The following is a 26291-nucleotide window of genomic DNA, read 5'->3' as shown; positions in this document are numbered from 1 at the left end:
CATGGTTTCCCCTTAATGCGCCACGGGTGCGGCGGGTATTCCTTCGGTGTTGAGCATTTCGATAAAACCATCATGTAGTAGCGCCATAGAGTCCCGCCCCCACTGTGATAGCCTCAGATTGCCGCCGTTGCTGTCAGTCTCAGTCATAGACTGATAAATCATGACCGCCTTTCTATGAGCGTCAGCGCCAAACTTCTCGAATGCCAGTCCCTCCACGTTATTAGCCAGTGCGAAACGTTCTGTAGCGGGATAAATAACAATGCCGCCATGCTGACCACGGTAAACGGCTGCGCGTTCTGTTGTGCCGTCCTCTTTGGTCGCTTCAATGGTGCCGTACTGCGCCAGTTGCTCGTTAATAAACAGCGTGGCAACTATCCAGCGCCAGCACGTTACCGCTTGCTCATCCGATTGCCTAAACCAGCCGTTAATGTTGCCCTGATAGATTTCAGCCAGTACCCGCAAGCCATCAGATAGCGTGTTATCGAATTGCCCGTTATCCAGTTGACGGATAATCGCGGAGTAGCCCACCAGCTTGTTATGCTGATAAAGACCTTCGTCATTGCGGGTCATGAAGTTGATACCATCAGGGGTGGCCTCTACGTAAACATGGACTGAAATGCTGGGTGTTTTTGGCGAAATAGACGGAATATCGTTCATTTTTTGCCTTCCTTATATTCCTGCATAACGTAATCGCATAGCTCACTGTTGGCTGTAAGCATTATTTCTGGCACACCATCCAAGAGAGTAATAATTGCGCCAATCATATTGGAGTTATTGTTATTGCTAGTAATGAGTTCAAGCCACGTTGCCAAGACCGCTTGTGCTTGCTTTACTTGACAGTAAGCCTCTTCCAGTTGGTTAGTTTTCATGATTGGCCACCCGTTGCGCTTGCTCCTCGATTAACCACCCAGCAACACGACCAGCCAGCTTGGCTACTAGGCTTGCAATATCTACTACATCACTGTCTTGTAATTCATGGGGATGACTCTCAAGCAAGAGACAAACTAACTCGGCCTGACGTGCCATTTCTGCCGCTTTTTCTAATGTGATTTCATGCGCCATTATTTACGCTCCATTTGATTAGCTATCGCATCAGGCAGGCTATCCAGAATGGTCAGAACTGAATCAACCATATCGGGGGTATTTCCATCATCTGTGGTTAAGGTGCCTAGCCAGAGGTGAAGCACGGTTTGCGCTTGCTGGATGCGGCACATGACATCATCTAGGGTGATTGTCTTATTACTCATGCCATTACCTCCCGATTGGGGATGCGGCCAGCAAAGGAAAGCACAAACTGGCCAGACAGAGAGCGGCGGGCATCTTGTTCAGAATGGGCGGTGACTGATTTGCGGTGCGGCTTGGCGTTCAGGTCAGAACGGCACACGGCGAGAAAGAGAAATTTAAAGCGAGTTGGGGTATGATTTAACATAGCTACCTCGATACTCAATCTATCGTTGGTGGTAAGAGGCCCGGTTAGTGTTAGCGCACTGCTGGGCTTCGTTATTTTGTGTACTGCCTGTGCCTTATCTGTGGATAAGGTGTGATTTAAATTACAATTAAATGAATCACACATCAAGTGTTTTGTGTGATTTGATTTCCTGTATAATGAATCACACGTTTTATTCAAGGTGCTGAACATGGCAACAAATACGGTTAACGACAAATCAAAACAAATATCCATTCGCATTCCACACGATGTAATGGATGGTATGGAAGCGGTAAAAATGGACGGTGAAAGTAATGCCGGTTTTATCGTTACAGCTATGCAGGGTGAGATAGCCCGCCGCCAGCTCAAAGAGAGCGATGAGGGTAAGTTGCTATCCAATCTCAGTGGCGCACTAGAGGCTCTGGCTCGTATCGAAGATATCGGTACAAAAGCAGGGGAAAATATCAGAGCCATCGTTGATGTAGCGCAGAGTGAAATCAAACTACGCCAACGTAAAAAGCCAAAAGACTGAACCTTTTCAACGTGGGGCCAAAGGGTAGCATTCGCAGTGCTGCCCTTTTTTATGGACTCCAGAAACTCCGCGCGCGTACTGGTCACGAAACTCAATTCTTCTCGCGTAATGACTTCCGAAAAACCTTTCTGGCCTCGCGTACTTGTCTCGAAATTCGCCAGAACGTTAGGATTTGTTAGGATTTCGCCACCAGCGTACGGGCTTAAAACGTCGTGATTTGTCGCGTTTTGGCGGCATCCAATCTTGTAATCTGAGAAAGGTTTCCCTGATTCAATGTCAGGTTTTGTTAGGTTCTGAGCGTCATCATTTGTCATCATTCGGTTAAGTTTGGTTAAGGTCTGAACGTTAACATTTGCATACATCAGGCCAGCCAGGGGAAAGGCTTCTTTCTGGACGGCTGCTGTAATCGTTAGCATCATCCCACCACCTCCACACGTAACCCTTTAACTGTGTAGCCCTGAACCTGCTTACCATTCACACGAACCCGTTTTTTAGTCAGTAAACGGATATGGTCGCCGTATACATGAAGTAATTTCCCATCTAAGGCGACCTCGTTATAACCATATCGTGGCTTATGTGATACCTGCACAAATGGGCCGCAAGCCTTGCTAGATAAGGGGTCTGCTGGACATACCCCCTTATCATTGCCAGTTACCCGATACAGCCAAAAGCTCTCTTTTTTCCCTGTCAGCTTTCGAGTACGAACCGGCACATAACCAGCTTTGCGCATAGCCTTACTGAATGCCGCATCGTCCGGGTAATACTGGCGACGTAGCTCAGTTGGCACCGACACAGCGAAACTTTGCTTAGTCCAGAACTCAACCCATTGGCACACCAGTTCAATCGGCAGGCCGTTTACTTGTACGCCACTCATAGCGCCTTGATTGTTGTTAAGCATCCTCACCCCTGGCGATAAGCTGATAATCATTGCTGAAACGCTCTAACGGCTGTACGCATGGGTGATCGTACCCGTCGCGGCAAAACGTCACCCGTAGGAACTCCACACTAACCACCGTGATCCGGTGTCCGTGTGAGTCTTTGTAGCGCTGCCCTGGTTGAGGCTTGCCTGTTGGCTTAGTCATGTCCTACCCCTAAGCGTTTAGCTAACCAGCGCTGAGAGAGGCGCTCAAGTTCAGCCTTTCGTGGGTGATAGTCCATTCCCATATCAATCAGTGTGATATTGGTACTTTCCAAATAGGCTAGGTGATCTAGTTGGTCGGTGTTCATGCTGTCGCGCGGCTCACCATCAATATTATTTACCTGCGCCCACTGCTTGGCTGTTAGCCCACCCAAGACAATGCGAGCTAGCATATTGCTCTCGTTGGTGTAGTGCCTTGGCAATGTCTGCTTGCCCTGTTCAGCGCGGGCAACATCCAGAGCGGTACACATCGGCTTAAACATGTTGGCGGCACCAATACGGGCTTTGAGTTGACGGCGATATTTAGCTGCTATCGTTGGCGCATTAAGCTGTAATGCTTCTTCGCATTGAATGAAGTAGCGGCGAACGGCACGGCCTTGCTCATTGCGCTCAACCATTGCCAGCTCTTTAGCCATGCCGAGGGTAATCAGATAGTCTTTTTCTGGGCGGCCACGCTTTGGATTAAACACCCGTTCCGGTGTTAATTGGTCAATAGATGTACTTTGGTTCCTGAAATCGAAGGGATCAGACTCGACATAATCAGTCGCATTGATAAATCCGTATTCTTCTACTCGCGCATTAAACCAACTGGCGAACACACGCCCCACTCCCAGTACTTTGTGTAAAGCTTTGGCGCTCACAATGCTGGTATCATGCCCGCCAATCTGACCGGGAATAACTGGAACAATAGCGGCAAAGTTATTACCGTTAATATCGCTCACCGTGTTTTGGGCGTAGGGGTACCCGTCACGGCTATTTGCCATGTTTTGAATAGTCATATTTTCAGGCTCCGTTATGCGGCGGTAGATATATCCGGGTAAAGGCTAAGAATGTCGTTAATTTGCCGCTGTGATAGCAGTGAATAACCACCAGCAGTGGCATTGTTATTAACGAGTTGGATTACACGGAGTACATCGCCACGGCCCATAAAGCGATAACGGAAGTGGCTACCAATACCATCGGGGTTAGGTTCGTCAATACGCTCTAACTGAATATCAAGCTGACGTTCTAATTCGGTTGCATAATTACGACCAGAGGCGAGGTGGCAATAATAGAGGATTTCATTTTCAGTGAAACCGTTAACGCCGGTACGCATCATATAGCAGCGGGCGCGGTGTTTCTTCGGTGGTGGCTTAATATGATGAACAGCGGTATTATCGTTGGCGCTAACCTGTTCGATAATGCCCGCCTCTGTGCGGGTTTTCTTTTGCATTATGCGGCCTCCCCGCGCGATTCAGCGATACGCTGATTAATCCACTCGTCAATTTCACTCTCGATAAAAGCAATCGCTCGAGAACCAATCTTAATGGATGCAGGGAAACGTTCTTCTTTAAGTAACCGGTATATCCACGCCTTGCTATAGCCAGTACGGCGTTGGACTTCTGATAAGCGAATTAAGGACTGCGACATATTTGCCTCGTAACGTCTATTGGGGTTTACGAGGTATATCGTTACACGGAAATGGCTATTTTTTTCACACCATTAGCCCTAATGGTAAGCCGTGGTATTTTAACCATTAGGGCTAATGGTGTTTTACCCCAAATGTGAGAAGGTTTGCCCTGAGGGGGAAGGGTAAACAGGCAATACTCACCCTCAGGGTTGGAGTAAAAAAGCCCTAACGGGGTCAGGGCTAGGTGTTTTAGGGGACAGGGCATTACCTCTGAATGGGGCAGGCTACTTTTTCTATTGCTCTGGCTTGCACATCTTTCATGTCAAATTCACTATATTGCTCTTTAATCTGGGCAATAAGGGCATCTTGGTTAGGTATCGTTCTTCTGTTATCCACATCATAATTTGACCACTCAGCGTTACGTAACTTTATGGCAATAGACAACGGGTCATCTTGTCTATATTGCCCCAATGAAATTGGCAACATAGTTTTAAGCTCTAGTAATTCCTTTTCAATAGCCTCTTTTTCAGCCATTAATGTTTGAATGATTTGAACGGTATTTTCTGCTGATTCCGCTTCACCTTCATTCTTTTTATGGGCTAAACTAAAAGGCCATTTTATGTCGTACTTTTTTGCCCATTCCGTTACTTCATCTTTTAAAAGGGTAATATCAGCCCTACGAGCTTCGTTGTAATCGTAATCAACAACCACATTTGTACCAGATAAAATATTGTGATCCACGGCATCCCACAATGAAGCCGTGAATCCACCAATAATTTCAGCTTCAGGGAGTCTGTTTATTATATCTCTAGGCTTACAACCAGCCATAATGTTTGCAACTTCTGTTAATTGAATACCAACTCTTGTTTTGTATGGTTTAAGATAATCTGGTAAGGAATCACTTTCACTCCCAAGAGTAAATCCTAAGCGCTCCTCTAACTGTACTTTAATAAAACCATATTCTTTATATTCTTTTTTTAATCTACGCTGTTCCATAACATTATCCCGCTTATTCAAAAAGGTATGTCACTATCAAGGTCAACGGAGGCTGTTGCTGTGATTTCTTCAAATGCATAGAAATCCTCTTCAATGATGCTCAGTAGCATTGAGCGTAATAGAGGTCGATCATCACAATGAGAAAACGTAGCTATTCCTAGATTTTTCCCGAAAAAAGTCGGGTTTATAGGGTTACCGTTCCAATCATTTTCATCTGGAATTTTTGATAGAATAATTTCCGCAGCAGTGGCAAGCGGGCATCCCAATTTTTCACTAATGATGTAAAGAGCATCTTCTACAGAAATAAATTTTCTGGCTTTTTCTTTTAACTCGAATAATGGGTCAATAGGAATATTGTCTTTCACACGCCACCTCTCGCCCTCTAAATATTGGGGGCTATGCCAGCCCGTAGAGGTATACGGGTTTTCAGTAGCGAACCTAGACATAGCCTTATCTCTTAACGTCTACTATAGTCTACCACTGTAGTTACATCCAGCATCACGCATTTTTACCCACCAGCTTCGCAAAATCAAACGGGGTGATATGCGCAACCTTGCTCGCATCCAGATAATCAGCCCACCACTGGAGCATTAACTGACGTTCTTCAATGTGCTCAGAAGTGTGTATGTAGGCAGCCCTGACACTATTGCGCTCCACATGGCTTAACTGCCGCTCTATTGCGTCATCACTCCAGAGCTTTGACTCTCCAAGAGCGCCACGCGCCATCGTCCTGAAACCATGCCCGCACACTTCTGTTTTTGTGTCATAGCCCATACCACGGAGGGCATTATTTACCGTATTTTCACTCATTACTTTTTTGGGGTCGTGGTCGCTGGGGAAGATAACCTCACCTTTGCCGCTGAGGTTGTGCAGTTGTACCAGTACATGCAGTGCTTGTTTACTTAGAGGGACGGTATGATCTGTTTTCATTTTCATGCCGCGGCTTGAATGCTTCACACCCGCTATGGGTTCGCGCTTGCCGGGAATATTCCAGACTTCCTTTTGAAAATCGACCTCAGCCCAACGAGCAAAGCGCATCTCACTGGAACGCACAAAAGTAAGGAGCGTAAGTTCTACGGCTAGACGAGTGATTCTACGGCCTTTGTAGCTGGATAATCTGGCAAGGAACTCGTTTATTCTGGCTGGAGGCAATGCAGGGTGATGTGTCGCTTTAGTTACACTCAGTGCGCCAACCATATCACTAGCTGGGTTAAATTCCAGAACATCATTCTGTACCCCAAAACGCATAATCGCCGTTACACGTTGCTGTAATCGCTGCGCCACATCATGCTTTCCAGCAGCATCAACCAACTTGATAGGTGCCAACAACTGGCTGGTTCTCAATTTTCTTGCATCTAATGCGCCAATTGCAGGGAAAATATATTGTTCCAGCCCCCGCAAAACTTGCTTGCTGTGGTCTTCACTCCACGTAAGCATGCTCGCATGCCACTGACGAGCGATAGTTTCAAATAGAAATGCCCCCTCCGATTCAGATCGTGCCCCTTTTTGCTCGGCTTTTGGGTCAATACCCTGTGCCAGTAGCTTTTTGGCATCATCACGTTTCGCCCTGGCATCAGCTAGACCAACTGCGGGGTATACGCCAAAAGCTAGCCTATCCTCTTTCTTGTCGGACGGGCGGCGGTACTTCATGCGCCAGTATTTAGAGCCACGCGGGGAGACTTCCAGATACAGACCGCCACCATCAGCCATCTTGTAGGCTTTATCCTTTGGCTTTGCAGTCTCGATTTGACGGGCGTTTAGTTTCATTTTGGGGGCATAATTTCCAATCGAAGTGATATGCCCCCGATTGTGCCCCCTGAATGGGGTTGATTGCAATAGACGTGAATAGACCTCAAAATAACGTGAAGCCTTGCTGTGACTGGATTTTGGACATAAAAAAAGACCTCAGTTGAGGTCTCTTTACATACTAATGGTGCCGAAGGCCGGAATCGAACCGGCATGCCTCGCGGCGGTTGATTTTGAGTCAACTGCGTCTACCGATTTCGCCACTTCGGCACTGAAGTAGTATGCGGAGAACGAGGTGAATTATACCTAGCAATGATCCGCATGCAACTGTTATCCCACCAAGTTTAGTCTAAGTGTCGAAAAAAACGCCATCAACGCCGTTTTAGCAGCAAATAAACACTGATTAGGAGGAAAAGTATACTCGGTAATAGCGCACCGATGACCGGTGGAATGCTGTAAACCAAACTAAGTGGGCCAAAAATCTGATCCAGTACGTAGAAAACAAAGCCGAAGAAGATACCGGTAACCACCCGAACACCCATCGGTACACTACGTAATGGGCCAAAAATAAATGACAACGCCATTAGCATCATTACCGCGACTGAGAATGGTGCGAATATCTTGCCCCACATGTTCAACTCGTAACGGCTCGATTCCTGCCCACTTTGCCGCAGGTACTTACTGTAATCGTATAAACCACGAATGGAGAGCGAGTCGGGATTCATCGCAACCACCCCCAGTTTCTCTGGGGTCAGATTGGTCTTCCACTCGCCAGTCAAGGTCTGAGAGCCAGTCACTTGCTTAGGATTGGTAAGATCAGATTCATCAACCTGCGATAAACGCCAAATATTGTCGTCATAAGTGGCTGTTGCGGCGTAACGCACTGAAAGCAGGCGATCTTGTTTATCAAAATGATAAATGTTAACCCCGGTCAGTTCATTGTCACCCGATACCCGCTGGATATAGATAAAGTCAGAACCGTCTTTCGCCCACAGACCCGATTGCGTTGATAAGAGTGAACCACCATACATCTGCTGAGCGCGGAAATTACGCGCCATCTGCTCACCTTGAGGCGCAACCCACTCGCCGATCGCCATTGTCAACAATACCAGCGGAATCGCGGTTTTCATCACCGACGCGGCAATTTGCATGCGGGTAAAACCTGATGCCTGCATCACCACCAGTTCACTGCGAGTCGCTAATGACCCAAGACCCAGCAATGCGCCTAATAGCGCCGCCATCGGGAAAAAGATCTCAATATCCTTAGGGATACTCAGTAGAGTGTACATGCCAGCGGAAACTGCTGAGTAGTCACCCTGCCCGACTTTACGTAGCTGATCGACAAACTTGATGATGCCAGAGAGCGATACCAGCATGAATAACGTCATCAAAATGGTATTGAGGATAGTCCGTCCGATATAACGGTCTAATACACCAAACATCAGGCAGCACCTCTCAATCGCGCACGTAACTTACGAGCCGGCAGGCCATCCCACAGGTTCAATACCACCGCAACCGCTAGATATGCACCGTTTACGGTCCACATCCAGACAAGTGGGTCCAGCTTGCCGTTACCTGCATTAGAACGCAGGGAGCTTTGTAACAGGAAGAAAATCAAATACAGCAACATTGCCGGCAACATGCTCAGCACTCGCCCCTGACGTGGATTGACAACACTCAGTGGCACCACCAACAACGCCATGATAATCACCGATACAATCAGTGTCAGACGCCAATGAAACTCTGCGCGGGCATCGGGTTCATTTGCACGCCATAGCTGTTTCATAGTCATCTGTTCAGCCACATTGTTGTTTTGTTGCACTTCCTGATGGCCGATTATTGCTTGGTAATCAACAAAATCAGTGATGCGGAAATCGCGCAACAACGCGGTGCCTTCATAGCGGGTACCTTTGTTTAAAATAACCACTTGTGAGCCATCTGGTCGTTCGGTCATATGGCCGCTATCTGCTACAACCACAGAGGGGCGTTGGTTACCGTTTGGCCGCAATTGTGCCAAAAATACACGGTTAAACTCTTTGCCTGTCACATTACCGATAAATAAGGCTGAATTGCCATCGGTTGAAGACTTAAACTGCCCACCGGCCAAAGCGGCCAAACTTGGGTTAGCGCGGGCGTCGTTCAATACTTCATCTTGATGTTTAGAAGACCACGGACCAAGCCAGATGGTATTGACCGCCGCCAGAGCAGAAGTCACCAGCGCCAGAATCAATGCAGCCATTATGAGGGATTTTTTGCCCATGCCGCAGGCATGCATCACGGTGATTTCACTCTCCGTGTACAATTTGCCCAACGTCATCAGCAGGCCAAGGAATAAGCTCAATGGCAGGATAAGTTGTGCCATTTCCGGCACACCGAGCCCTAAAAGGGATAAAACCAGGTTTGTCGGTATTTCACCATCGACCGCAGCGCCTAATATCCGTACTAACTTCTGACTAAAGAAGATTAATAGCAGGATGAACAGAATCGCAATTTGGCTCTTAAGTGTTTCCCGTACCAGATATCTAATGATGATCACGCTAATACGCCTGTGAAAACTTGTCTTTTTGCAGGAAAATCGATAGTTTCATCGTTAATCCGCCATTTATTATCATCATATGGCAACCTTCACAGCTAAAATAGTATTACAGCATCTAGCGTTTAGGTGTCCTATAGGAACATGCTTATAGTCGCCAAAACAAAACAACTTATGCCGTTAAGGTTAACACACGTCGTTAACACAACGGAGAGAGATCGTTGCGGAGCGCTACATTCTAGCGGTAGCTTCCGCCTTTGTCTTTAAGATTCAGGAGAGTGCATGGAGTTCAGTGTAAAGAGCGGCAGCCCGGAAAAACAGCGCAGTGCCTGTATTGTAGTCGGCGTTTTCGAACCTCGTCGTCTATCTCCAATTGCCGAACAACTCGACAAAATTAGTGATGGCTACATCAGCGCTTTATTGCGCCGTGGTGAACTTGAAGGCAAAGTCGGGCAGACGCTGTTACTGCACCATGTGCCGAATATTCTCTCCGAGCGCATCTTGTTAATTGGTTGTGGTAAAGAGCGTGAGCTTGATGAACGCCAGTACAAGCAAGTGATCCAGAAGACCATCAATACCCTTAATGACACCGGTTCAATGGAGGCAGTCTGCTTCCTGACTGAACTGCATGTTAAAGGCCGCAATACTTATTGGAAGGTGCGTCAGGCGGTAGAAACAGCCAAAGAAACGCTTTACACCTTCGATCAACTTAAAAGTAATAAAACCGAGCCTCGCCGCCCGTTGCGTAAAATGGTGTTCAATGTGCCAACCCGCCGCGAATTGACCAGCGGTGAGCGCGCAATACAGCACGGTCTGGCTGTGGCATCTGGTATCAAAGCCGCTAAAGACTTGGGCAATATGCCACCCAACATCTGTAACGCCGCGTATCTGGCGTCTCAGGCGCGCCAACTGGCCGATGCATTTAGCACCAATATCATTACTCGCGTCATTGGTGAGCAGCAGATGAAAGAGCTGGGAATGCACTCTTATCTGGCTGTTGGCCATGGTTCGCAGAATGAATCATTAATGTCGGTGATAGAATATAAGGGTAATCCGAACCCTGACGCTAAGCCAATTGTGCTGGTAGGCAAGGGGCTGACCTTCGACTCTGGTGGTATTTCCATCAAACCGGCCGAAGGCATGGACGAGATGAAATACGACATGTGCGGTGCAGCAACCGTTTATGGCGTGATGCGGGTGGTGGCTGAGCTGCAATTGCCGTTGAACGTAATTGGTGTATTGGCGGGTTGTGAGAATATGCCGGGTGGCCGTGCTTATCGCCCTGGTGATATTCTAACCACCATGTCCGGCCAAACAGTCGAAGTGTTGAATACCGATGCTGAAGGCCGTTTGGTACTGTGCGATGCGCTGACCTACGTTGAGCGTTTTGATCCAGAACTGGTGATTGATATCGCTACACTGACCGGCGCGTGTGTGGTGGCATTAGGGCACCACATTACCGGTTTAATGTCGAATCATAATCCATTAGCTCATGAGCTGATTGGGGCGTCCGAACAAGCCGGTGACCGTGCATGGCGCTTGCCGCTGGGTGATGAATACGTCGAGCAACTGGACTCCAATTTTGCCGATATGGCAAATATTGGCGGCCGTGCTGGTGGAGCCATTACCGCAGGCTGCTTCTTGTCGCGCTTTACCCGTAAATATAGCTGGGCGCATCTGGATATCGCCGGCACTGCATGGCGTTCAGGCAAGAACAAAGGTGCAACAGGCCGTCCGGTCGCGTTGTTGTCTCAGTTCCTGCTAAATCGTGCAGGACTAAACGGCGACGATTAATCGTTTGATGTATTCCATTTGATATACACCCAAGCTCATTGGGGTTGCAGGTAGGCGGCAAACGAACTCATCCCGATGAGCTTACATCAGTAAGTGATTCGGGTGAGTGAGTGCAACCAACACCCCTGCGGCGTCAAGGACGAAGGGTGCTGAGAACCTATGAAAAACGCCACCTTCTACCTGCTCGAACACGACACGCCCGCCGGTGAACTACGTGCTCATGAGGCGTTGGCCTGCGAAGTTGCAGCTGTCCATTGGCGGGCGGGCAAACGGGTGCTAATCGCCTGTGAAAGTCAGGAACAGGCTCAGCGGCTGGATGAAGCCCTGTGGCAACGAGCACCAGACCAATTTGTGCCACACAATCTGGCCGGTGAAGGGCCAAAATATGGCGCGCCAGTCGAACTTGCCTGGCCGGAACGGCGCGGTAATTCACCCCGCGACCTGCTTATCAGCCTGCTGCCAGAGTTCGCAGGTTTTGCCACCGCTTTCCATGAAGTGGTAGACTTCGTCCCTTACGAAGAAAATTTGAAACAGTTGGCGCGCGACCGATATAAGTCTTATCGCAGCGTCGGCTTCCACTTGACTACGGCAACGCCGCCAACTAATTGAAATAAAAAGAAAATGGAAAACACACCTTCTAATATCGACAAAACTGAGCCGTCCCTCGATAAAACATACAGCCCGCAAGAAATCGAACAGCCGCTGTATGAACACTGGGAAAAACAGGGCTATTTCAAACCGAACGGCGATACCAGTAAAGAAAGCTATTGCATCATGATCCCGCCGCCAAACGTAACCGGCAGCCTGCATATGGGCCATGCTTTCCAGCAGACGATTATGGATACCTTGATTCGCTACCAGCGCATGCAGGGGAAAAATACCCTCTGGCAGGCGGGTACCGACCATGCCGGTATCGCAACCCAAATGGTGGTTGAGCGTAAGATTGCCGCAGAAGAAGGCAAAACCCGCCACGATTATGGCCGCGATGCGTTTATCGATAAAATCTGGCAGTGGAAAGGCGAGTCAGGCGGCACCATCACTCGCCAGATGCGCCGTCTGGGTAACTCTGTGGATTGGGAACGTGAGCGTTTCACCATGGACGATGGCCTGTCTAATGCAGTTAAAGAAGTGTTTGTTCGCCTGCACAAAGAAGATCTGATTTACCGTGGCAAGCGCCTGGTGAATTGGGATCCAAAACTGCGCACCGCTATTTCTGATCTGGAAGTAGAAAACCGCGAATCCAAAGGTTCCATGTGGCATCTGCGTTATCCGCTAGCCGATGGTGCCAAAACCGCCGAAGGTAAAGATTATCTGGTGGTCGCCACCACTCGCCCGGAAACCGTATTGGGTGATACCGGTGTTGCAGTGAATCCGGAAGATCCGCGCTATAAAGATCTGATCGGTAAAGAAGTTTACCTGCCGTTAGTTGGCCGCCGTATTCCGATCCTCGGTGACGAACATGCCGATATGGAAAAAGGCACTGGTTGCGTGAAAATCACCCCAGCGCACGATTTTAATGACTATGAAGTAGGTAAACGTCACGCCCTGCCGATGATCAACATTCTGACTTTCGACGGTGATATCCGTGCTGAAGCTGAAGTGTTTGATACTAACGGTGAAGCTACCGATGCTTGCAGCGGTGCAATCCCAGAACAATTCCAGGGTCTGGAACGTTTTGCTGCCCGTAAAGCTGTCGTCGCTGAATTTGATAAACTTGGCCTGCTGGAAGAGGTTAAACCGCACGACCTGACGGTGCCTTATGGCGACCGTGGCGGCGTGGTTATCGAGCCGATGCTGACCGACCAATGGTATGTACGCACGGCACCGCTGGCTAAAGTTGCCATTGAAGCGGTAGAAAACGGTGAAATTCAGTTCGTGCCTAAGCAGTACGAAAACATGTATTACTCATGGATGCGCGACATTCAGGATTGGTGTATCTCTCGCCAACTGTGGTGGGGCCACCGTATTCCGGCCTGGTATGACGAGCAAGGTAAAGTGTACGTCGGCCGCGATGAAGCTGAAGTGCGCCGCGAAAACAATCTGGGCGCAGACGTGGCATTGCGTCAAGACGAAGACGTGCTGGATACCTGGTTCTCATCCGGTCTATGGACATTCTCCACATTGGGCTGGCCTGAGCAAACCGATGCCTTGAAAACCTTCCACCCGACCAGTGTTGTGGTCAGTGGTTTCGACATTATTTTCTTCTGGATTGCCCGCATGATCATGATGACCATGCACTTTATGAAAGATGAAAATGGTAAACCGCAGGTGCCGTTTAAGACCGTCTATATGACCGGTCTTATTCGCGATGACGAAGGGCAGAAAATGTCCAAGTCGAAAGGTAACGTCATCGACCCACTGGATATGGTTGACGGTATTTCACTGGAAGAGTTGCTGGAAAAACGTACCGGTAACATGATGCAGCCACAGTTGGCGGAAAAAATCCGCAAGCGCACCGAGAAACAGTTCCCGAACGGTATTGAACCGCACGGCACTGATGCCCTGCGCTTTACGCTGGCAGCGCTGGCCTCTACCGGCCGTGATATCAACTGGGACATGAAACGCCTGGAAGGCTATCGTAACTTCTGTAATAAGCTGTGGAATGCTAGCCGTTTCGTGCTGATGAATACTGAAGGACAAGATTGCGGGCAGAACGGCGGCGAAATGGTGCTATCACTGGCTGACCGCTGGATTCTGGCGGAATTCAATCAGACCATCAAAGCCTACCGTGAAGCAATGGATACTTACCGCTTCGATCTAGCGGCGGGTATTTTGTATGAGTTTACCTGGAACCAGTTCTGTGACTGGTATCTGGAGCTGACCAAGCCGGTGATGAACAGTGGTTCTGATGCTGAACTGCGCGGTACCCGTCATACCCTGATTGAGGTGCTGGAAGCATTGCTGCGCCTGGCGCATCCAATCATTCCTTACATCACTGAAACTATCTGGCAGCGGGTTAAAACCCTGAAAGGCATTACAGCAGATACCATTATGCTACAACCTTTCCCAGAATATGATGCCAGCCAGGTAGATGAGAAAGCCCTGAGTGATTTGGAGTGGATCAAGCAAACCATCATTGCGGTGCGTAATATCCGTGCAGAGATGAACATCGCGCCAGGTAAGCCGCTGGAAGTCATACTGCGTGGAGCCAGTCCTGAAGCTCAGCGCCGTGTGTTGGAAAACCAGAGTTTCATCCAGTCGCTGGCACGCTTGTCCTCTCTCACTCTGCTCGCTGATGGTGATAAAGGCCCGGTGTCGGTGACCAAACTGGTTGAAGGCGCAGAAGTGCTGATTCCAATGGCGGGCTTGATCGATAAAGCTACTGAGCTGGATCGTTTGGCTAAGGAAGTCGCAAAACTGGAAGCCGAGATTGAGCGTATCGAAAGCAAACTGGGTAACGAAGGCTTTGTGGCGCGCGCGCCTGAAGCGGTAGTTGCCAAAGAGCGTGAAAGAATGGCGGCCTGTGCTGAAGCCAAACAAAAGTTAATTGAACAGCAGGCAGTCATCGCTGCTCTGTAATTAACCCGAGTCCCGACAGCCTGATAAGAACAGCGAGCTAATTATTTAGCCGCTGTTTTTTTATCATTACATTCATTCAGTGTCATACCATAAATAATCCGAGTTGTAGGAAGACGGCAAGCGAGAGACAAATCGGTCGGGAACCGATTTGAACAGCATTTATGCTAGCTCGCAGGATGAGCCTCATTCATCCCGATGAGCTTACTGGTAGTAAGTGATTCGGGTTATTGAGTGCAACCAACGCACATACAGCTTGAAGTATGACGGGTATAGATGGTATTACAGATTATTACTATGTTATTACCCATTGGTTTATAGAGTAATACGCCATGACCACTGCCACACCGATCCGTCTGCTGGTGCGCCCTATCACCGTCGCAGACAATCTCGCTATCGCCAATGTTATCCGTGATGTTTCGGCTGAATTCGGCTTGACCGCAGATAAAGGCTATACCGTATCTGATCCTAATCTGGATCACTTGTTTGAGCTATATAGTCAGCCACGTAGCGCTTATTGGGTGATCGAGGTCGACGGTAATATCGCTGGCGGCGGCGGCGTAGCACCGTTGTCAGGTGGCGAAGCCGATCTGTGTGAATTGCAGAAAATGTATTTCCTGCCCATATTACGCGGTAAAGGTTTGGCAAAACAGTTAGCGTTACAAGCGTTGGCGTTTGCTCGTCAGCAGGGTTTTGGTCGCTGCTATCTGGAAACCACTGCCAGCCTGACCAGCGCCATTGGCTTATATGAGAAACTGGGTTTTGAGCATATTGACTGTTCGATGGGCAATACCGGCCATGTGGACTGCGAAGTGACGATGCTAAAAAAACTGTGATTATTCAGGGCGCATCAAGCGCCCTGATAGTATTAGCTGGAAAATGCCGCTAACGCGGCTATAGCGCCAAGAGCAAAGGGGATTCCTCAAAGTCATTGGCACTACAGCAAGACAGCAAACGAGCAAATCCCGATGAGCTGACTCAAGTCAGTGATTCGGGTGAGTAAGAGCCACTAACACCGCTATAGCATCAAGCACCAAGGCAATTACCCAAAGTCATTGGCGCTATAGCAAGGCAGCAAACGAGCAAATCCCGATGAGCTGACTCAAGTCAGTGATTCGGGTGAGTGAGTGCAGCTAACACCGCTATAGCGTCAAGGACGAAGGGTAATTTAGTGGCGCTTACCGTCGTCGTCTTCGTCCACCAACTCTTCACCGTCGAAATCACCGTCTTCGTCATCTTCGGCGTTCGGGTCTTCGTAGTAGGTGCCCCAACCATCGTAGTTAACGCCACAGGTTTCGGCCAGTGCAATCAGTTGTTCAACCTGTGCATCAATGATTTCAGCATTTAGTGCAACTTCACTGATCACGTCACAACACATCACTAATGAGCCATCTTCCACTTCCAGCTCTTCAGCATCTGTCACTTCATAACCCAGCTTGAATGCTTCAACGGCAGCCTTCTCCAACACGTCGAACTTCTCAGCGGAAAGGTGATGTTCAATGGTGTATAGCGCATCTGGGTCACTGCCATCGTCTAGCAGTTCTTCGATGATCAGGCGGGTCTCGTCACGTTGTTCGTCCAGCATTTCGCGGTTTGCCATGCCTTTATCCTCAGTCAATGGGCTTTGTATGATGCTATTTTCCCACACCCACGCTAATGCCTCCACTATAAACGAGAAAGATTTATTGATTAGGGTTGTAATTGAATATTTATACGTATAAATTGAATTTAAATTCATATTGAAGTTCAATTAATCCCCCCAATAATTGGTGTTGTAGCCAGACAGCAAATATGAAGGGCAAATGGAGATGAACAGATGAGTCAGTTCTATAAACGTCACTTTCTAAGGTTACTGGATTTTACCCCCACCGAGATTACGGCCCTGCTGGACCTAGCTGCTGAACTCAAGCAAGCCAAGAAATCAGGCTGTGAGCAGCAAAAATTAGCAGGTAAGAATATCGCGCTCATCTTCGAAAAAGACTCAACTCGTACCCGATGCTCTTTCGAAGTTGCCGCATATGATCAAGGTGCTCGCGTGACTTACCTCGGCCCAGGTGGGAGCCAAATTGGGCATAAAGAATCAATTAAAGATACCGCCAGAGTGCTAGGCCGCATGTATGACGGTATCCAATATCGCGGTCACGGGCAACAAATCGTTGAAACGTTGGCCGAATTTGCCGGCGTCCCGGTATGGAATGGTCTGACAAATGAATTCCATCCAACCCAGCTACTGGCTGATTTGCTGACCATGCAAGAACATTTGCCGGGTAAGGCGCTGAGTGAAATGAAATTTGCCTATCTTGGAGATGCACGTAACAACATGGGTAACACCATGCTGGAGGCGGCGGCGCTGGTCGGGATGGATCTACGCCTGGTTGCACCAAAAGCATGTTGGCCAGAGGCCAGTCTGGTGGCGGCTTGTCGGGCGCAGGCACAGAAAACGGGCGGAAAAATAACACTGACAGAAGATATTGCCGAAGGGGTAAAAGGCGCTGATTTCCTGTACACCGATGTTTGGGTGTCAATGGGTGAGCCGAAAGAGGTGTGGCAAGAACGTGTTGCCTTACTGAAACCTTATCAGGTCAATATGGAGGTGGTAAAACTCACTGGTAACCCGCAGGTCAAATTCCTGCACTGCCTGCCTGCGTTCCACGATGACCAAACTACCGTGGGCAAACAAATGGCCGAACAGTATGATTTGCCGGGGGGAATGGAGGTTACCGAAGAGGTGTTTGAATCTGCTCACAGCATCGTATTTGATCAAGCAGAAAACCGCCTGCATACCATCAAAGCAGTGATGGTCGCGACATTGGGTCAAGACTAAACATAACAGGGCCGATCATCTGATGTGTCGGCTTTTAATTATTTTCACATCTAATCAATAAGCGTTATTGGCGCAGGCAGATTGAGTGCGGACAGCGCGCAGCCAACGGAGCATACACGGAGTATGTGACGGCGGCGAGCACTGCCCGAAGTTCAAGCTGACAAGTGAAATAGCTTATTTTACAGATATCTTCACAACAGCTTTACGCACATTAGCCGGTTCCCCCACCGCACACAGTGGTTTATGCACTTCACCTGGGTAGAACACCACAAAATCACCGGTCTGCATGACAAACTGCTTCTCATCAACACCCGCCGGTAAAAAAGCGATGTCTTTGTCCGCTAACCAGTCAGTGTCCGGCTTACCGGCAGGCTGATTACTGAACGTCATCCCCTCGACGCCCGCCAAAACAATCTGAATATCCAGATACTTAGCGTGATATTCCGCACGGCGATTTTCCAGATAATCCGTGCAGTCATTGGAGATCAATACGAATAGATTATTACCATCAATATCATGCTTACCCAATGGGGTTTCTGCGGTGATATGGCTCTTCACATACTCAATAGCTTCTTTTAATTGTGCAGGCAGATAAGGCAACAATTCCAAATGATGAATATTTCCGGTAATCATGGCTTTCCCTTTCGTGTAAATAAAATGAAATAACGTTTCATTATAACCAGTTCACTGTTCATTTAGTGGGAAGTGTTTAACATTTATTAATCTGGAATAAAGATTGTGCTGCTGCTGGGCGAATTAATAATCATTACGTTTTTGTAATATTTTTTTATCACTAATTGTTATAACAAATAACTGTTGAGACTTTGACCACAGACAGTAAAGCCATTATCGTGAGAAACTGCGATGAAATAGTCGAAAAAACAATAATTTCCTAGCGATGTTAACTATCTATACTTGCTATTAACGCGAAAAACATTCGTGGTTGTAGCCCATTTCGGGGAGTCACAATGAAAGCTAAAATTCTGTCATTATTGGTTTTGACAGCACTATCTGGCGGTGCATTGGCAGCAACGCCACCAGATACTCTGGTCGTAGTACAATCCCTGGATGATATCGTCAGCCTTGATCCGGCTGAAAGTAATGAACTGTCGAGTATTCAAACGGTTCCAAGTCTCTACCAGCGGCTGGTACAGGCTGATCGTGATGATCCGGCAAAAGTGGTGCCGATCCTTGCTGAAAGTTGGCAAGGTGATGCCGCAGCCAAAACCCTTACCGTGAAATTACGTCCGCAGGCTGAATTTGCTTCTGGTAATCCAGTGCAGGCCGATGACGTGATTTACTCCTTTACCCGTGCGATAAAAATGAACCGTTCACCGGCTTTCATCCTTAACGTACTGGGCTGGGATGCTAGCAACATCGATCAACATCTGAAAAAGATTGATAACAAGACCGTTCAACTGAGCTGGAGCGCTGATGTCAGCCCAGCGGTTGCTCTGAATATCTTATCAACCCCAATCGCCTCAATTGTTGATAAGAAAGCCGTCACCGCCAATGTTAAAGAAAACGACTATGGTAATGCCTGGCTGAAAATGCATTCCGCCGGTAGTGGTCCGTTCAAAATGCGGGTATATCAGCCGCACCAAGCCATCGTGCTGGATGCCAACCCGACATCTCCGGGTGATAAGCCGCTGATTAAAAATATCATTATCAAAAACGTACCGGACCCAAGTGCCCGCCGCCTGCTTATTCAGCAGGGTGATGCCGATATTGCCCGTGAATTGGGACCAGATCAGACCGCCGCGCTGAAAACACAAGCTGGCGTTAAGGTGGTTGAGATCCCTTCAGCGGAACAAAACTATTTGGTATTCAACACCGCCAATCCTGCTAACCCACTATTGAGCAAACCTGAATTTTGGCTCGCTTCACGCTATTTGGTTGATTATGAAGGAATTACCAAAGATCTGCTGAAAGGCCAATATTTCGTGCATCAAAGTTTCCTGCCGGTCGGTTTACCAGGTGCTCTCGAAAGCAATCCATTCACCTTTGATCCGGCTAAAGCTAAAGAGATTTTGGCCAAAGCAGGCATTAAAGATGCCACATTGACACTGGATGTTGAGAACAAACCTCCGTTTATCACTATCGCTCAGTCGTTACAGGCAAGCTTTGCCCAAGGTGGCGTGAAACTGGTGTTACTGCCAGCAGCAGGCAGCCAAGTATATGGTCGAGTCCGCGCTAAACAACATCAGTCGGCTATCCGCTTGTGGATCCCAGATTACTTTGATGCGCACTCCAATGCCAGCGCCTTTGCCTATAACGACGGCAAGAGCAGCACTGTTGCCGGTTTAAACGGTTGGGTTATTCCTGAGCTGAATAAACAAACACTGGCCGCCGTCGCAGAAGCCGATCCGGCGAAACGCACTGCGCTCTATACCCAGTTGCAACAAGAGCTGCAACAGAACTCGCCTTATATCTTTATTGATCAAGCCAAAGCACAAGTTGTGCTGCGCGATAACGTAAAAGGCTACCAGCAAGGTCTGAATGCGGATATGGTCTATTATGACCGTGTCAGCAAATAGCCTATTCCCTGCGTACTTGAAGTTGCAGGGTTGTTAGCTGCGTGAACTTACCCGAATCACTTACCAGTGTAAGCTCATCGGGACTCGTTCACTTGCCGCCTACCTGTAACGCCAAGTTCTTGGGCATAGCTGGTTGATATATTGATAAATTTATTTGTGAAATAGTGAGTTGCTAGTCGATGTCTGTAGCACTAAATAATACGCCGGGAACCCAATCCCGGCGTCGTCTTTGGGGGTTTTTACAGGGTTTATTTACCCTGGCCCTGACCTTATTCGGTCTGCTGGTAATTACCTTTTTCCTGTCGGCGCTGTCGCCGGTAGATAGGGTATTACAAATCGTGGGGGACCACGCCAGTGAGGCTACCTATCAGCAAGTTAAACACCAACTTGGGCTGGATCAGCCATTAGCCGTACAGTTCTGGCACTATTTGGTGCGGCTGCTGCATGGCGATCTGGGTACTGCCAGTGCCAGCGGCCAACCGGTGTTACAGGATCTGCTGACAGTTTTCCCTGCCTCGTTAGAATTGGCCACCTTGTCATTAGTGATTGGCGCAGCACTGGGGGTTATCCTCGGCTTGTTGTGCGCCCGCTGGGCAGGCAGCAAGCTGGATGCCACGATTCGCTTTATCACCCTGCTGGGTAACTCGGTACCTATATTTTGGCTTGGCCTGCTGATGTTGCTGTTGTTTTATGCGCGCCTGCAATGGAGCCCAGGCCCCGGCCGCCTTGACGATATTTATCAATATACTGTGGAAGCGAAGACGGGGTTTGCGCTGATCGACACCTGGCGCTCCGATGATGCTGGTGCCTTTAGTAATGCCATCGCCCATTTAATTTTGCCGGTTTCCCTGCTTTCTTATTATGCCCTAGCCAGTATCACCCGCCTGACCCGCTCAGCCTGTCTGAGCGAGTTGAATAAAGAGTACATTACATTGGCGCGAGCGAAAGGCGCGGGCGAAATGCGAATTCTGCTGATGCATGTACTACCCAATATCCGTGGCACATTACTGACCGTGATTGCGCTGGCCTATACCAGTATGTTGGAAGGCGCGGTGTTAACCGAAACCGTTTTTGCCTGGCCGGGTATTGGCCGTTACCTGACCAGCGCACTATTTGCTGGCGATACCACCGCGATTATGGGCGGGACACTGCTGCTAGGTATCTGCTTTATTTTGATTAACAATGTGACGGATCTGCTGGTCCGCCTGCTGGATCCGAGAACGCGTTGATATGTCGATGATAACCTTCTGCCACGCGCTAAAGCGTTCCCCCTCCACCAGCATTGGGCTGTTTATTCTCTCCTCGCTGGTGATCATTGCGATTTTCGCTCCGTGGTTAGCGCCACAAGATCCCAACTGGCAAAACGCAGCCGACCGTTTATTACCGCCAGGTGCACACCACTGGCTCGGTACTGATAGTTATGGCCGCGATATGCTGTCGCGCCTGATTTACGGCACCCGCCCAACCTTAGGGCTGGTACTGCTGGTTACCGTGATCACGCTACCATTGGGGTTACTGGTCGGCGTGCTGTCCGGCTATTACGGTGGCTGGCTCGAACGCATTTTGATGCGCATCACTGATGTAGTGATGTCGATGCCACGGCTGATTCTGGCCTTTGCCTTCGTGGCGATGCTCGGCCCCGGTTTGATTAACGGTGCATTGGCATTGGCGCTGACTACCTGGCCGGCCTATGCCCGTCAGGCCAGAGCCGAGATCCAATTATTGCGCAAAAGTGATTATCTGGCCGCCGCTGAAATGATGGGAATTAAAGGTCTTCGGCTGTTGTGGGGCCATATTTTACCCATGTGTCTCCCCTCGGCGGTGGTGCGTCTGGCGCTGGATTTAGCTGGCATTATTTTGGCCGCTGCCGGGTTAGGTTTCCTCGGGCTAGGAGCCAGACCGCCCATGTCCGAATGGGGATCAATGGTTGCCGACGGAATGCAGGTTATCTTCGATCAATGGTGGATCGCCGCGATTCCGGGCTGCGCCATTTTGCTCAGCAGCATGGCTTTTAATCTGTTAGGCGATGGCCTGCGCGATATTTTGGACCCTCACCATGACTGATAAAATTTTCGCCGTTGAAGGCTTGAGTGTCGACTTTAAACAACAGCGGGTGGTGGATAATATCTCCTTCCAGCTCGGCCATGAGCGCGTAGCACTGGTCGGTGAATCCGGTTCCGGTAAATCCATTACTGCCAGAGCTCTGATGGGGTTAGTTCGCTCACCGGGCAAAGTCAGCGCCAAAAAGCTGAGTTATTACTCTGACAATACCGATGAACAAGGAAATCCCGGTAAGATCGTCGAACACGATTTGACATCCCTTAAGTCGAAACAGTGGGGGGCGTTACGTGGCAGTGAAATTGCTATGGTGCTGCAAGATCCCCGCTACGCACTGAATCCGGTGCGAACCGTGGGTAAGCAAATTGAAGAATCCCTGCTGTTACATAATGCTCTTTCAGGGGCCGATGCTCATGAACGAGTATTAAATGCACTGGCCGCCGTCGGGCTGAATGAAGGTGCTTACCACAGCTATCCTGGTCAACTCTCCGGCGGAATGGGCCAGAGGGCAATGTTAGCTATAGCGTTGGTGAATAACCCACGAGTATTAATTGCCGACGAACCAACATCAGCCTTGGATGCCAAACTGCGTAATCAAATTCTTGAATTGATTGTTGAACAAACCGAGCAGCGCAATATGAGTTTACTGTTAATAAGCCACGATTTGCCGTTGGTCGCTGAGCATTGCCATCGCGTGCTGGTGATGTATCAAGGGAAACTGGTCGATCAAGGGGCGGCGGCAGATTTGCCTTATTCAACTCATCCTTATACCCATACGTTATGGGCCTGCCGTCCGAATGCCGGTACCTATGGCACTGACTTGCCAGTATTAGATCGCAGCGCTGATTTCTCTGGAGGTTCCCATGGCACTGATTGAAGTCAATAATCTCCGGGTCAGTTTTCCGCAGAGAAATCAGGTGAAAACCGCAGTTGAATCAGTAAGCTTTGCGGTTGAAGCGGGTGAAACCTTCAGCCTGATCGGCGCATCCGGTTGTGGTAAATCTACAGTATTACGTACTTTGGCCGGTCTACAGCGAGAATGGCAAGGAGAGATAACCTTGCTGGGTACGCCGTTACGGCCAGGGCAACGTTTCACCGGCCAACTGCGTAAAGATGTGCAGATGGTGTTTCAAGACCCCTATGCCTCGCTGCACCCTCAGCATAATATTCAACGCACATTGGGTGAGCCATTACAGATTCACGGTGAAAAGAATATCCAGCAGCGAATTGTAAGTGCATTAGAGCAAGTAGGTCTGCCTGCTTCTGCCGCCCAGCGTTACCCTCATCAGTTCTCTGGCGGCCAGCGCCAACGCATTGCTATTGCCCGCGCCTTGCTGCTGCGCCCTAAACTGTTGTTGTTGGATGAACCTACTTCAGCATTAGATATGTCGGTTCAGGCGGAAATCCTCAATTTGCTCAATCACTTGAAACGCGAACATGGCATGACGTATTTATTGGTCAGCCACGACAGCGATGTGGTGGCCCATATGTCTGAACGTGCGGCCCTGATGGAGAGCGGGAAGATAGTAAGAGAGTTTGCCCGGCGGGATTTAGAGCTGGCTGAGCATTTTATGGGATAGCGTTTTGCCGTTCACTCGAGGGTTAAGTTTTGGTTTATAGAATAGATCGGATCACTGTTTCGGTTGATTCGGTGCTCGGATTCGGTTGTTATAACTTTACGGCTAACCTAACCCTAGTCGCCTCAACCGCCAAAGGGGGCGGGCGGGCCCCCTTGTGGAATCCCGCGCTTGCGCGAAATATTGTGGCTTCGCCATGCCCTCCGGCCGCTTGCAGGCTAATCGAACCGGGGCCGACTTGCGCCCAACGTCAAAATCAAAACCTTTTCTTTAGGTTTTGATGTTTAAAAGCACATTTGAGCCGCCGAGTGAAGAGAGTAGGCAAGGCAACCCGCCAAGGACGGCGGGTTGAGGCGTCATGAGCAGGGACGCGAATAAAGCCGTCCGTTAGCCGGAACGATGATTGAGGGTACCTGCGCAGCAGGCCAGCGATACGTGCGCAAGCGCGGATTGTTAAGGCCCACGCTTATGGGCCTTAACTCGGTTGAGGTGGCGGAAATGAATTGAGCACTGAACGATTATCAACCGAAATAATGATCCGATCTACTCTAACAACCAAATCCGAGCACCGAATCACCAAATCACCAAATCAACCAAAATAATGAACCGGATCACTTACCACCAGGACTAGTGACTAAAACCCCTTCATCAACCCCACCGCACCCTGAACATAGCCATCCAACGTCTCCTCCTCCATCTCATTTGCCCCCTGCACCAAAAACGGTGGTAAATAATCCATTCCGGTCAGGTTCGCCATGGCATGGAAGGGCAATAACAGATCTAACGCCGGATAACGGTTATATCCCTGTGGCGTATAATCCTGAGCCTTCCCTCCAGTGGAAACCACCAACTGCAACGGCTTACCCTGTAGCTTATTGCCACCACTGCCGTAGGCAAAACCATGGGTTAATACCGCATCCTGCCATTCACTTAAAATAGCCGGTGAGCTGTACCAGTAAAACGGAAACATCATCACAATCACATCATGTGACTTCAACAACTCCTGTTCCCGCGCCACATCTATCTGAAAATCAGGGTATTCACGCATCAATTCATGCACCGTGACATTCGCTAATGGGCGGATGGCCTCTATCAACCGACGGTTAATACGAGACTCATCCGGGTGACGATGGGATGTTAAGACTAAAATAGCGGGCATAGCACTTCTCCAACCAGTTTGATAAACCTATTTTTTCATTTTCCGGCTGGTCGGTGTAGGCTGCTATCAGTCACATTAATTTCAACTAAAGGTATCAACCACTATGTCGCTGCCTCTGGATATTCATCGTTTACTGCCCGCTTTTCTCACCGCAGCTCAGAGTGACAACTTCTCCACCGCAGCCAGGCAGCTAGGTATCACACCTGCTGCGGTCAGCAAGAATATTCGTGTACTGGAAGAAAAACTGGCGCTACGTCTGTTTCAGCGCAATACCCACAGCGTGGTGCTAACGGATGAAGGTAAAACATTATTGGCACGAGTGGCACCACTGTGGCAGGCACTTTCCAACACTCTGGATACGGTACGTAATGATGAGCAACAACCCAGTGGTACGGTGCGGGTCAGTGTCATTCCCGGCTTTGGCCGCCAACTGTTGATGCCACTTATTCCAAAATTTATGGCGCGTTATCCGCAGATTGATTTGGATCTTTCACTGGAGGCCAGAGTGGTGAATTTGGTCGGAGAAGGATTTGATGTCGGCATCGGCACTCGCATCGATCCCGATAGCCGCTTGATTGCTCGTCAGTTTTACCCAATGCAAATGCTGCTGGCGGCATCCCCTGCTTATCTGGCCCACAATGGTTCACCCGCCAACCCACAGGATCTCTATCAACATCAGTGTTTAATACACCGTAATCCATCAAATGGCCGGAGAGTAAAATGGCAATTGCAGCAGAATAATGAGGTTCAATCCTTAGAGTTATCAGGTCGTTTGATCTCTTCCCAGCCGGATATGCTGCTACATGCCGCATTAGCGGATATGGGGATCACCTATGTGGCACAATGGCATGCAGCGCCACACTTTGCCGATGGCAGCCTTATGCCGGTATTGGTGAGTTACTGGCCCGCCCCGACCCCAGTATGGCTTTATTATGCTTCTGCCGATTTACCACCCAGAGTCCGTGTTTGGGTTGATTTCCTGTTAAAACATTTCGGCCCACATCACGCTTTATCCGCACAATAAGTCACATAAAAATATCGTTTTTGTGACGCACTGAGCAGGGA

30 protein-coding genes and 1 tRNA gene are annotated in these 26291 nt (G+C 49.0%); 12 read left to right on the top strand and 19 right to left on the bottom strand.

The genetic code is table 11. From position 1 onward, the window contains the following. Positions 1 to 12: 12 nt before the first annotated feature. Genes ACWJJO_RS02735 through ACWJJO_RS02715 form a run of 5 tightly spaced genes read right to left on the bottom strand, consistent with a single transcriptional unit; the run spans position 13 to position 1429 of the window. On the bottom strand, positions 13 to 657 hold the full coding sequence (locus tag ACWJJO_RS02735) for a hypothetical protein (protein WP_481090600.1): 645 nt from the start codon (positions 655 to 657) through the stop codon (positions 13 to 15). After that, on the bottom strand, positions 654 to 869 hold the full coding sequence (locus ACWJJO_RS02730; protein ID WP_481090599.1) for a hypothetical protein: 216 nt from the start codon (positions 867 to 869) through the stop codon (positions 654 to 656). The genes ACWJJO_RS02735 and ACWJJO_RS02730 overlap by 4 nt, the downstream gene beginning before the upstream one ends. Beyond that, positions 859 to 1062, bottom strand: coding sequence for a hypothetical protein (locus tag ACWJJO_RS02725; RefSeq protein WP_481090598.1), 204 nt, complete (start codon positions 1060 to 1062; stop codon positions 859 to 861). The genes ACWJJO_RS02730 and ACWJJO_RS02725 overlap by 11 nt, the downstream gene beginning before the upstream one ends. Further along, on the bottom strand, positions 1062 to 1247 hold the full coding sequence (locus ACWJJO_RS02720; RefSeq protein ID WP_481090597.1) for a hypothetical protein: 186 nt from the start codon (positions 1245 to 1247) through the stop codon (positions 1062 to 1064). Before ACWJJO_RS02720 ends, ACWJJO_RS02725 begins: the two co-directional genes overlap by 1 nt. Next, on the bottom strand, positions 1244 to 1429 hold the full coding sequence (locus tag ACWJJO_RS02715; RefSeq protein ID WP_481090596.1) for a host cell division inhibitor Icd-like protein: 186 nt from the start codon (positions 1427 to 1429) through the stop codon (positions 1244 to 1246). Before ACWJJO_RS02715 ends, ACWJJO_RS02720 begins: the two co-directional genes overlap by 4 nt. 208 nt (positions 1430 to 1637) lie before the next feature. Between ACWJJO_RS02715 and ACWJJO_RS02710 the strand changes: the two genes are divergently transcribed. Continuing rightward, entirely contained in the window at positions 1638 to 1958 is a 321-nt protein-coding gene (locus tag ACWJJO_RS02710) for a YlcI/YnfO family protein (protein ID WP_408068074.1), read from the top strand. Positions 1959 to 2373: 415 nt separating this feature from the next. On the opposite strand, the gene ACWJJO_RS02705 is transcribed toward ACWJJO_RS02710, so the two are convergent. The 11 genes from ACWJJO_RS02705 to lptF form a co-directional block, all read right to left on the bottom strand. Next, positions 2374 to 2856, bottom strand: a complete 483-nt coding sequence (locus ACWJJO_RS02705) for a hypothetical protein (RefSeq protein WP_481090595.1) — start codon at positions 2854 to 2856, stop codon at positions 2374 to 2376. Beyond that, positions 2849 to 3040: a DUF4222 domain-containing protein gene (locus ACWJJO_RS02700; protein WP_481090594.1), complete on the bottom strand. Its 192-nt coding sequence runs from the start codon at positions 3038 to 3040 to the stop codon at positions 2849 to 2851. The genes ACWJJO_RS02705 and ACWJJO_RS02700 overlap by 8 nt, the downstream gene beginning before the upstream one ends. After that, entirely contained in the window at positions 3033 to 3875 is an 843-nt protein-coding gene (locus ACWJJO_RS02695) for an antA/AntB antirepressor family protein (protein WP_481090593.1), read from the bottom strand. Before ACWJJO_RS02695 ends, ACWJJO_RS02700 begins: the two co-directional genes overlap by 8 nt. Before the next feature lie 14 nt (positions 3876 to 3889). Further along, on the bottom strand, positions 3890 to 4309 hold the full coding sequence (locus ACWJJO_RS02690) for a hypothetical protein (protein ID WP_481090592.1): 420 nt from the start codon (positions 4307 to 4309) through the stop codon (positions 3890 to 3892). Then, positions 4309 to 4506: a helix-turn-helix transcriptional regulator gene (locus ACWJJO_RS02685; protein ID WP_038400474.1), complete on the bottom strand. Its 198-nt coding sequence runs from the start codon at positions 4504 to 4506 to the stop codon at positions 4309 to 4311. The genes ACWJJO_RS02690 and ACWJJO_RS02685 overlap by 1 nt, the downstream gene beginning before the upstream one ends. A gap of 244 nt (positions 4507 to 4750) precedes the next feature. Next, positions 4751 to 5482, bottom strand: coding sequence for a hypothetical protein (locus ACWJJO_RS02680; RefSeq protein ID WP_481090591.1), 732 nt, complete (start codon positions 5480 to 5482; stop codon positions 4751 to 4753). A gap of 17 nt (positions 5483 to 5499) precedes the next feature. Beyond that, positions 5500 to 5847 (bottom strand): hypothetical protein, encoded by a 348-nt coding sequence (locus ACWJJO_RS02675; RefSeq protein ID WP_481090590.1) that lies wholly within the window; start codon positions 5845 to 5847, stop codon positions 5500 to 5502. A 133-nt stretch (positions 5848 to 5980) separates the two neighbouring features. Then, entirely contained in the window at positions 5981 to 7249 is a 1269-nt protein-coding gene (locus ACWJJO_RS02670; RefSeq protein ID WP_481090589.1) for a tyrosine-type recombinase/integrase, read from the bottom strand. A 164-nt stretch (positions 7250 to 7413) separates the two neighbouring features. Then, positions 7414 to 7498, bottom strand: a tRNA-Leu gene (locus ACWJJO_RS02665). Between the two features lie 101 nt (positions 7499 to 7599). Next, a complete protein-coding gene (lptG, locus tag ACWJJO_RS02660) occupies positions 7600 to 8670 on the bottom strand; it encodes an LPS export ABC transporter permease LptG (protein ID WP_083160821.1) in 1071 nt (356 codons plus the stop codon). After that, a complete protein-coding gene (lptF, locus tag ACWJJO_RS02655) occupies positions 8670 to 9764 on the bottom strand; it encodes an LPS export ABC transporter permease LptF (RefSeq protein WP_083160822.1) in 1095 nt (364 codons plus the stop codon). Before lptF ends, lptG begins: the two co-directional genes overlap by 1 nt. Before the next feature lie 279 nt (positions 9765 to 10043). Here lptF and pepA point away from each other — a divergent pair, with 279 nt between their 5' ends. The 4 genes from pepA (at position 10044) to ACWJJO_RS02635 (ending at position 15907) form a co-directional block, all read left to right on the top strand. After that, positions 10044 to 11555, top strand: coding sequence for a leucyl aminopeptidase (gene pepA / locus ACWJJO_RS02650; RefSeq protein WP_481090588.1), 1512 nt, complete (start codon positions 10044 to 10046; stop codon positions 11553 to 11555). Between the two features lie 159 nt (positions 11556 to 11714). After that, positions 11715 to 12164, top strand: coding sequence for a DNA polymerase III subunit chi (locus ACWJJO_RS02645; protein WP_004704882.1), 450 nt, complete (start codon positions 11715 to 11717; stop codon positions 12162 to 12164). 12 nt (positions 12165 to 12176) lie between these two features. Continuing rightward, positions 12177 to 15074 carry a valine--tRNA ligase gene (locus tag ACWJJO_RS02640; RefSeq protein ID WP_420072966.1) on the top strand — a complete coding sequence of 966 codons (2898 nt, stop codon included), beginning with the start codon at positions 12177 to 12179 and terminating at the stop codon, positions 15072 to 15074. Between the two features lie 329 nt (positions 15075 to 15403). Beyond that, entirely contained in the window at positions 15404 to 15907 is a 504-nt protein-coding gene (locus ACWJJO_RS02635) for a GNAT family N-acetyltransferase (protein ID WP_005186590.1), read from the top strand. A gap of 332 nt (positions 15908 to 16239) precedes the next feature. Here the strand turns inward: ACWJJO_RS02635 and rraB are convergent, their stop codons facing one another. Further along, positions 16240 to 16671: a ribonuclease E inhibitor RraB gene (gene rraB / locus ACWJJO_RS02630; RefSeq protein WP_083160826.1), complete on the bottom strand. Its 432-nt coding sequence runs from the start codon at positions 16669 to 16671 to the stop codon at positions 16240 to 16242. 216 nt (positions 16672 to 16887) lie between these two features. On the opposite strand from rraB, the gene argF reads away from it, so the two are divergent. Continuing rightward, positions 16888 to 17895: an ornithine carbamoyltransferase gene (gene argF / locus ACWJJO_RS02625; protein WP_083160828.1), complete on the top strand. Its 1008-nt coding sequence runs from the start codon at positions 16888 to 16890 to the stop codon at positions 17893 to 17895. A gap of 174 nt (positions 17896 to 18069) precedes the next feature. Here argF and ACWJJO_RS02620 read toward each other — a convergent pair whose 3' ends face one another. Beyond that, entirely contained in the window at positions 18070 to 18528 is a 459-nt protein-coding gene (locus tag ACWJJO_RS02620) for a NanQ anomerase/TabA/YiaL family protein (RefSeq protein ID WP_083160830.1), read from the bottom strand. A gap of 335 nt (positions 18529 to 18863) precedes the next feature. On the opposite strand from ACWJJO_RS02620, the gene ACWJJO_RS02615 reads away from it, so the two are divergent. From ACWJJO_RS02615 to ACWJJO_RS02595, 5 genes are all read left to right on the top strand, one after another. Next, the gene (locus tag ACWJJO_RS02615) at positions 18864 to 20432 is read left to right on the top strand and encodes an ABC transporter substrate-binding protein (RefSeq protein ID WP_083160832.1); all 1569 of its coding nucleotides are present in this window, start codon (positions 18864 to 18866) and stop codon (positions 20430 to 20432) included. A gap of 179 nt (positions 20433 to 20611) precedes the next feature. Next, positions 20612 to 21661 carry an ABC transporter permease gene (locus ACWJJO_RS02610; protein WP_083160834.1) on the top strand — a complete coding sequence of 350 codons (1050 nt, stop codon included), beginning with the start codon at positions 20612 to 20614 and terminating at the stop codon, positions 21659 to 21661. 1 nt (position 21662) lies between these two features. After that, positions 21663 to 22496, top strand: coding sequence for an ABC transporter permease (locus ACWJJO_RS02605; protein WP_005186584.1), 834 nt, complete (start codon positions 21663 to 21665; stop codon positions 22494 to 22496). Then, positions 22489 to 23367: an ABC transporter ATP-binding protein gene (locus ACWJJO_RS02600; RefSeq protein ID WP_442848188.1), complete on the top strand. Its 879-nt coding sequence runs from the start codon at positions 22489 to 22491 to the stop codon at positions 23365 to 23367. Before ACWJJO_RS02605 ends, ACWJJO_RS02600 begins: the two co-directional genes overlap by 8 nt. Further along, on the top strand, positions 23354 to 24070 hold the full coding sequence (locus ACWJJO_RS02595) for an ABC transporter ATP-binding protein (RefSeq protein ID WP_083160838.1): 717 nt from the start codon (positions 23354 to 23356) through the stop codon (positions 24068 to 24070). Before ACWJJO_RS02600 ends, ACWJJO_RS02595 begins: the two co-directional genes overlap by 14 nt. Before the next feature lie 631 nt (positions 24071 to 24701). Here the strand turns inward: ACWJJO_RS02595 and ACWJJO_RS02590 are convergent. Beyond that, a complete protein-coding gene (locus tag ACWJJO_RS02590) occupies positions 24702 to 25226 on the bottom strand; it encodes an NAD(P)H-dependent oxidoreductase (protein WP_481090587.1) in 525 nt (174 codons plus the stop codon). Between the two features lie 103 nt (positions 25227 to 25329). Here ACWJJO_RS02590 and ACWJJO_RS02585 point away from each other — a divergent pair, with 103 nt between their 5' ends. Beyond that, a complete protein-coding gene (locus tag ACWJJO_RS02585; RefSeq protein ID WP_442848190.1) occupies positions 25330 to 26250 on the top strand; it encodes a LysR family transcriptional regulator in 921 nt (306 codons plus the stop codon). Positions 26251 to 26291 lie beyond the last annotated feature (41 nt).

Source organism: Yersinia antarctica, from assembly GCF_056636475.1.
This window is presented reverse-complemented; position numbering and strand designations above follow the sequence as displayed.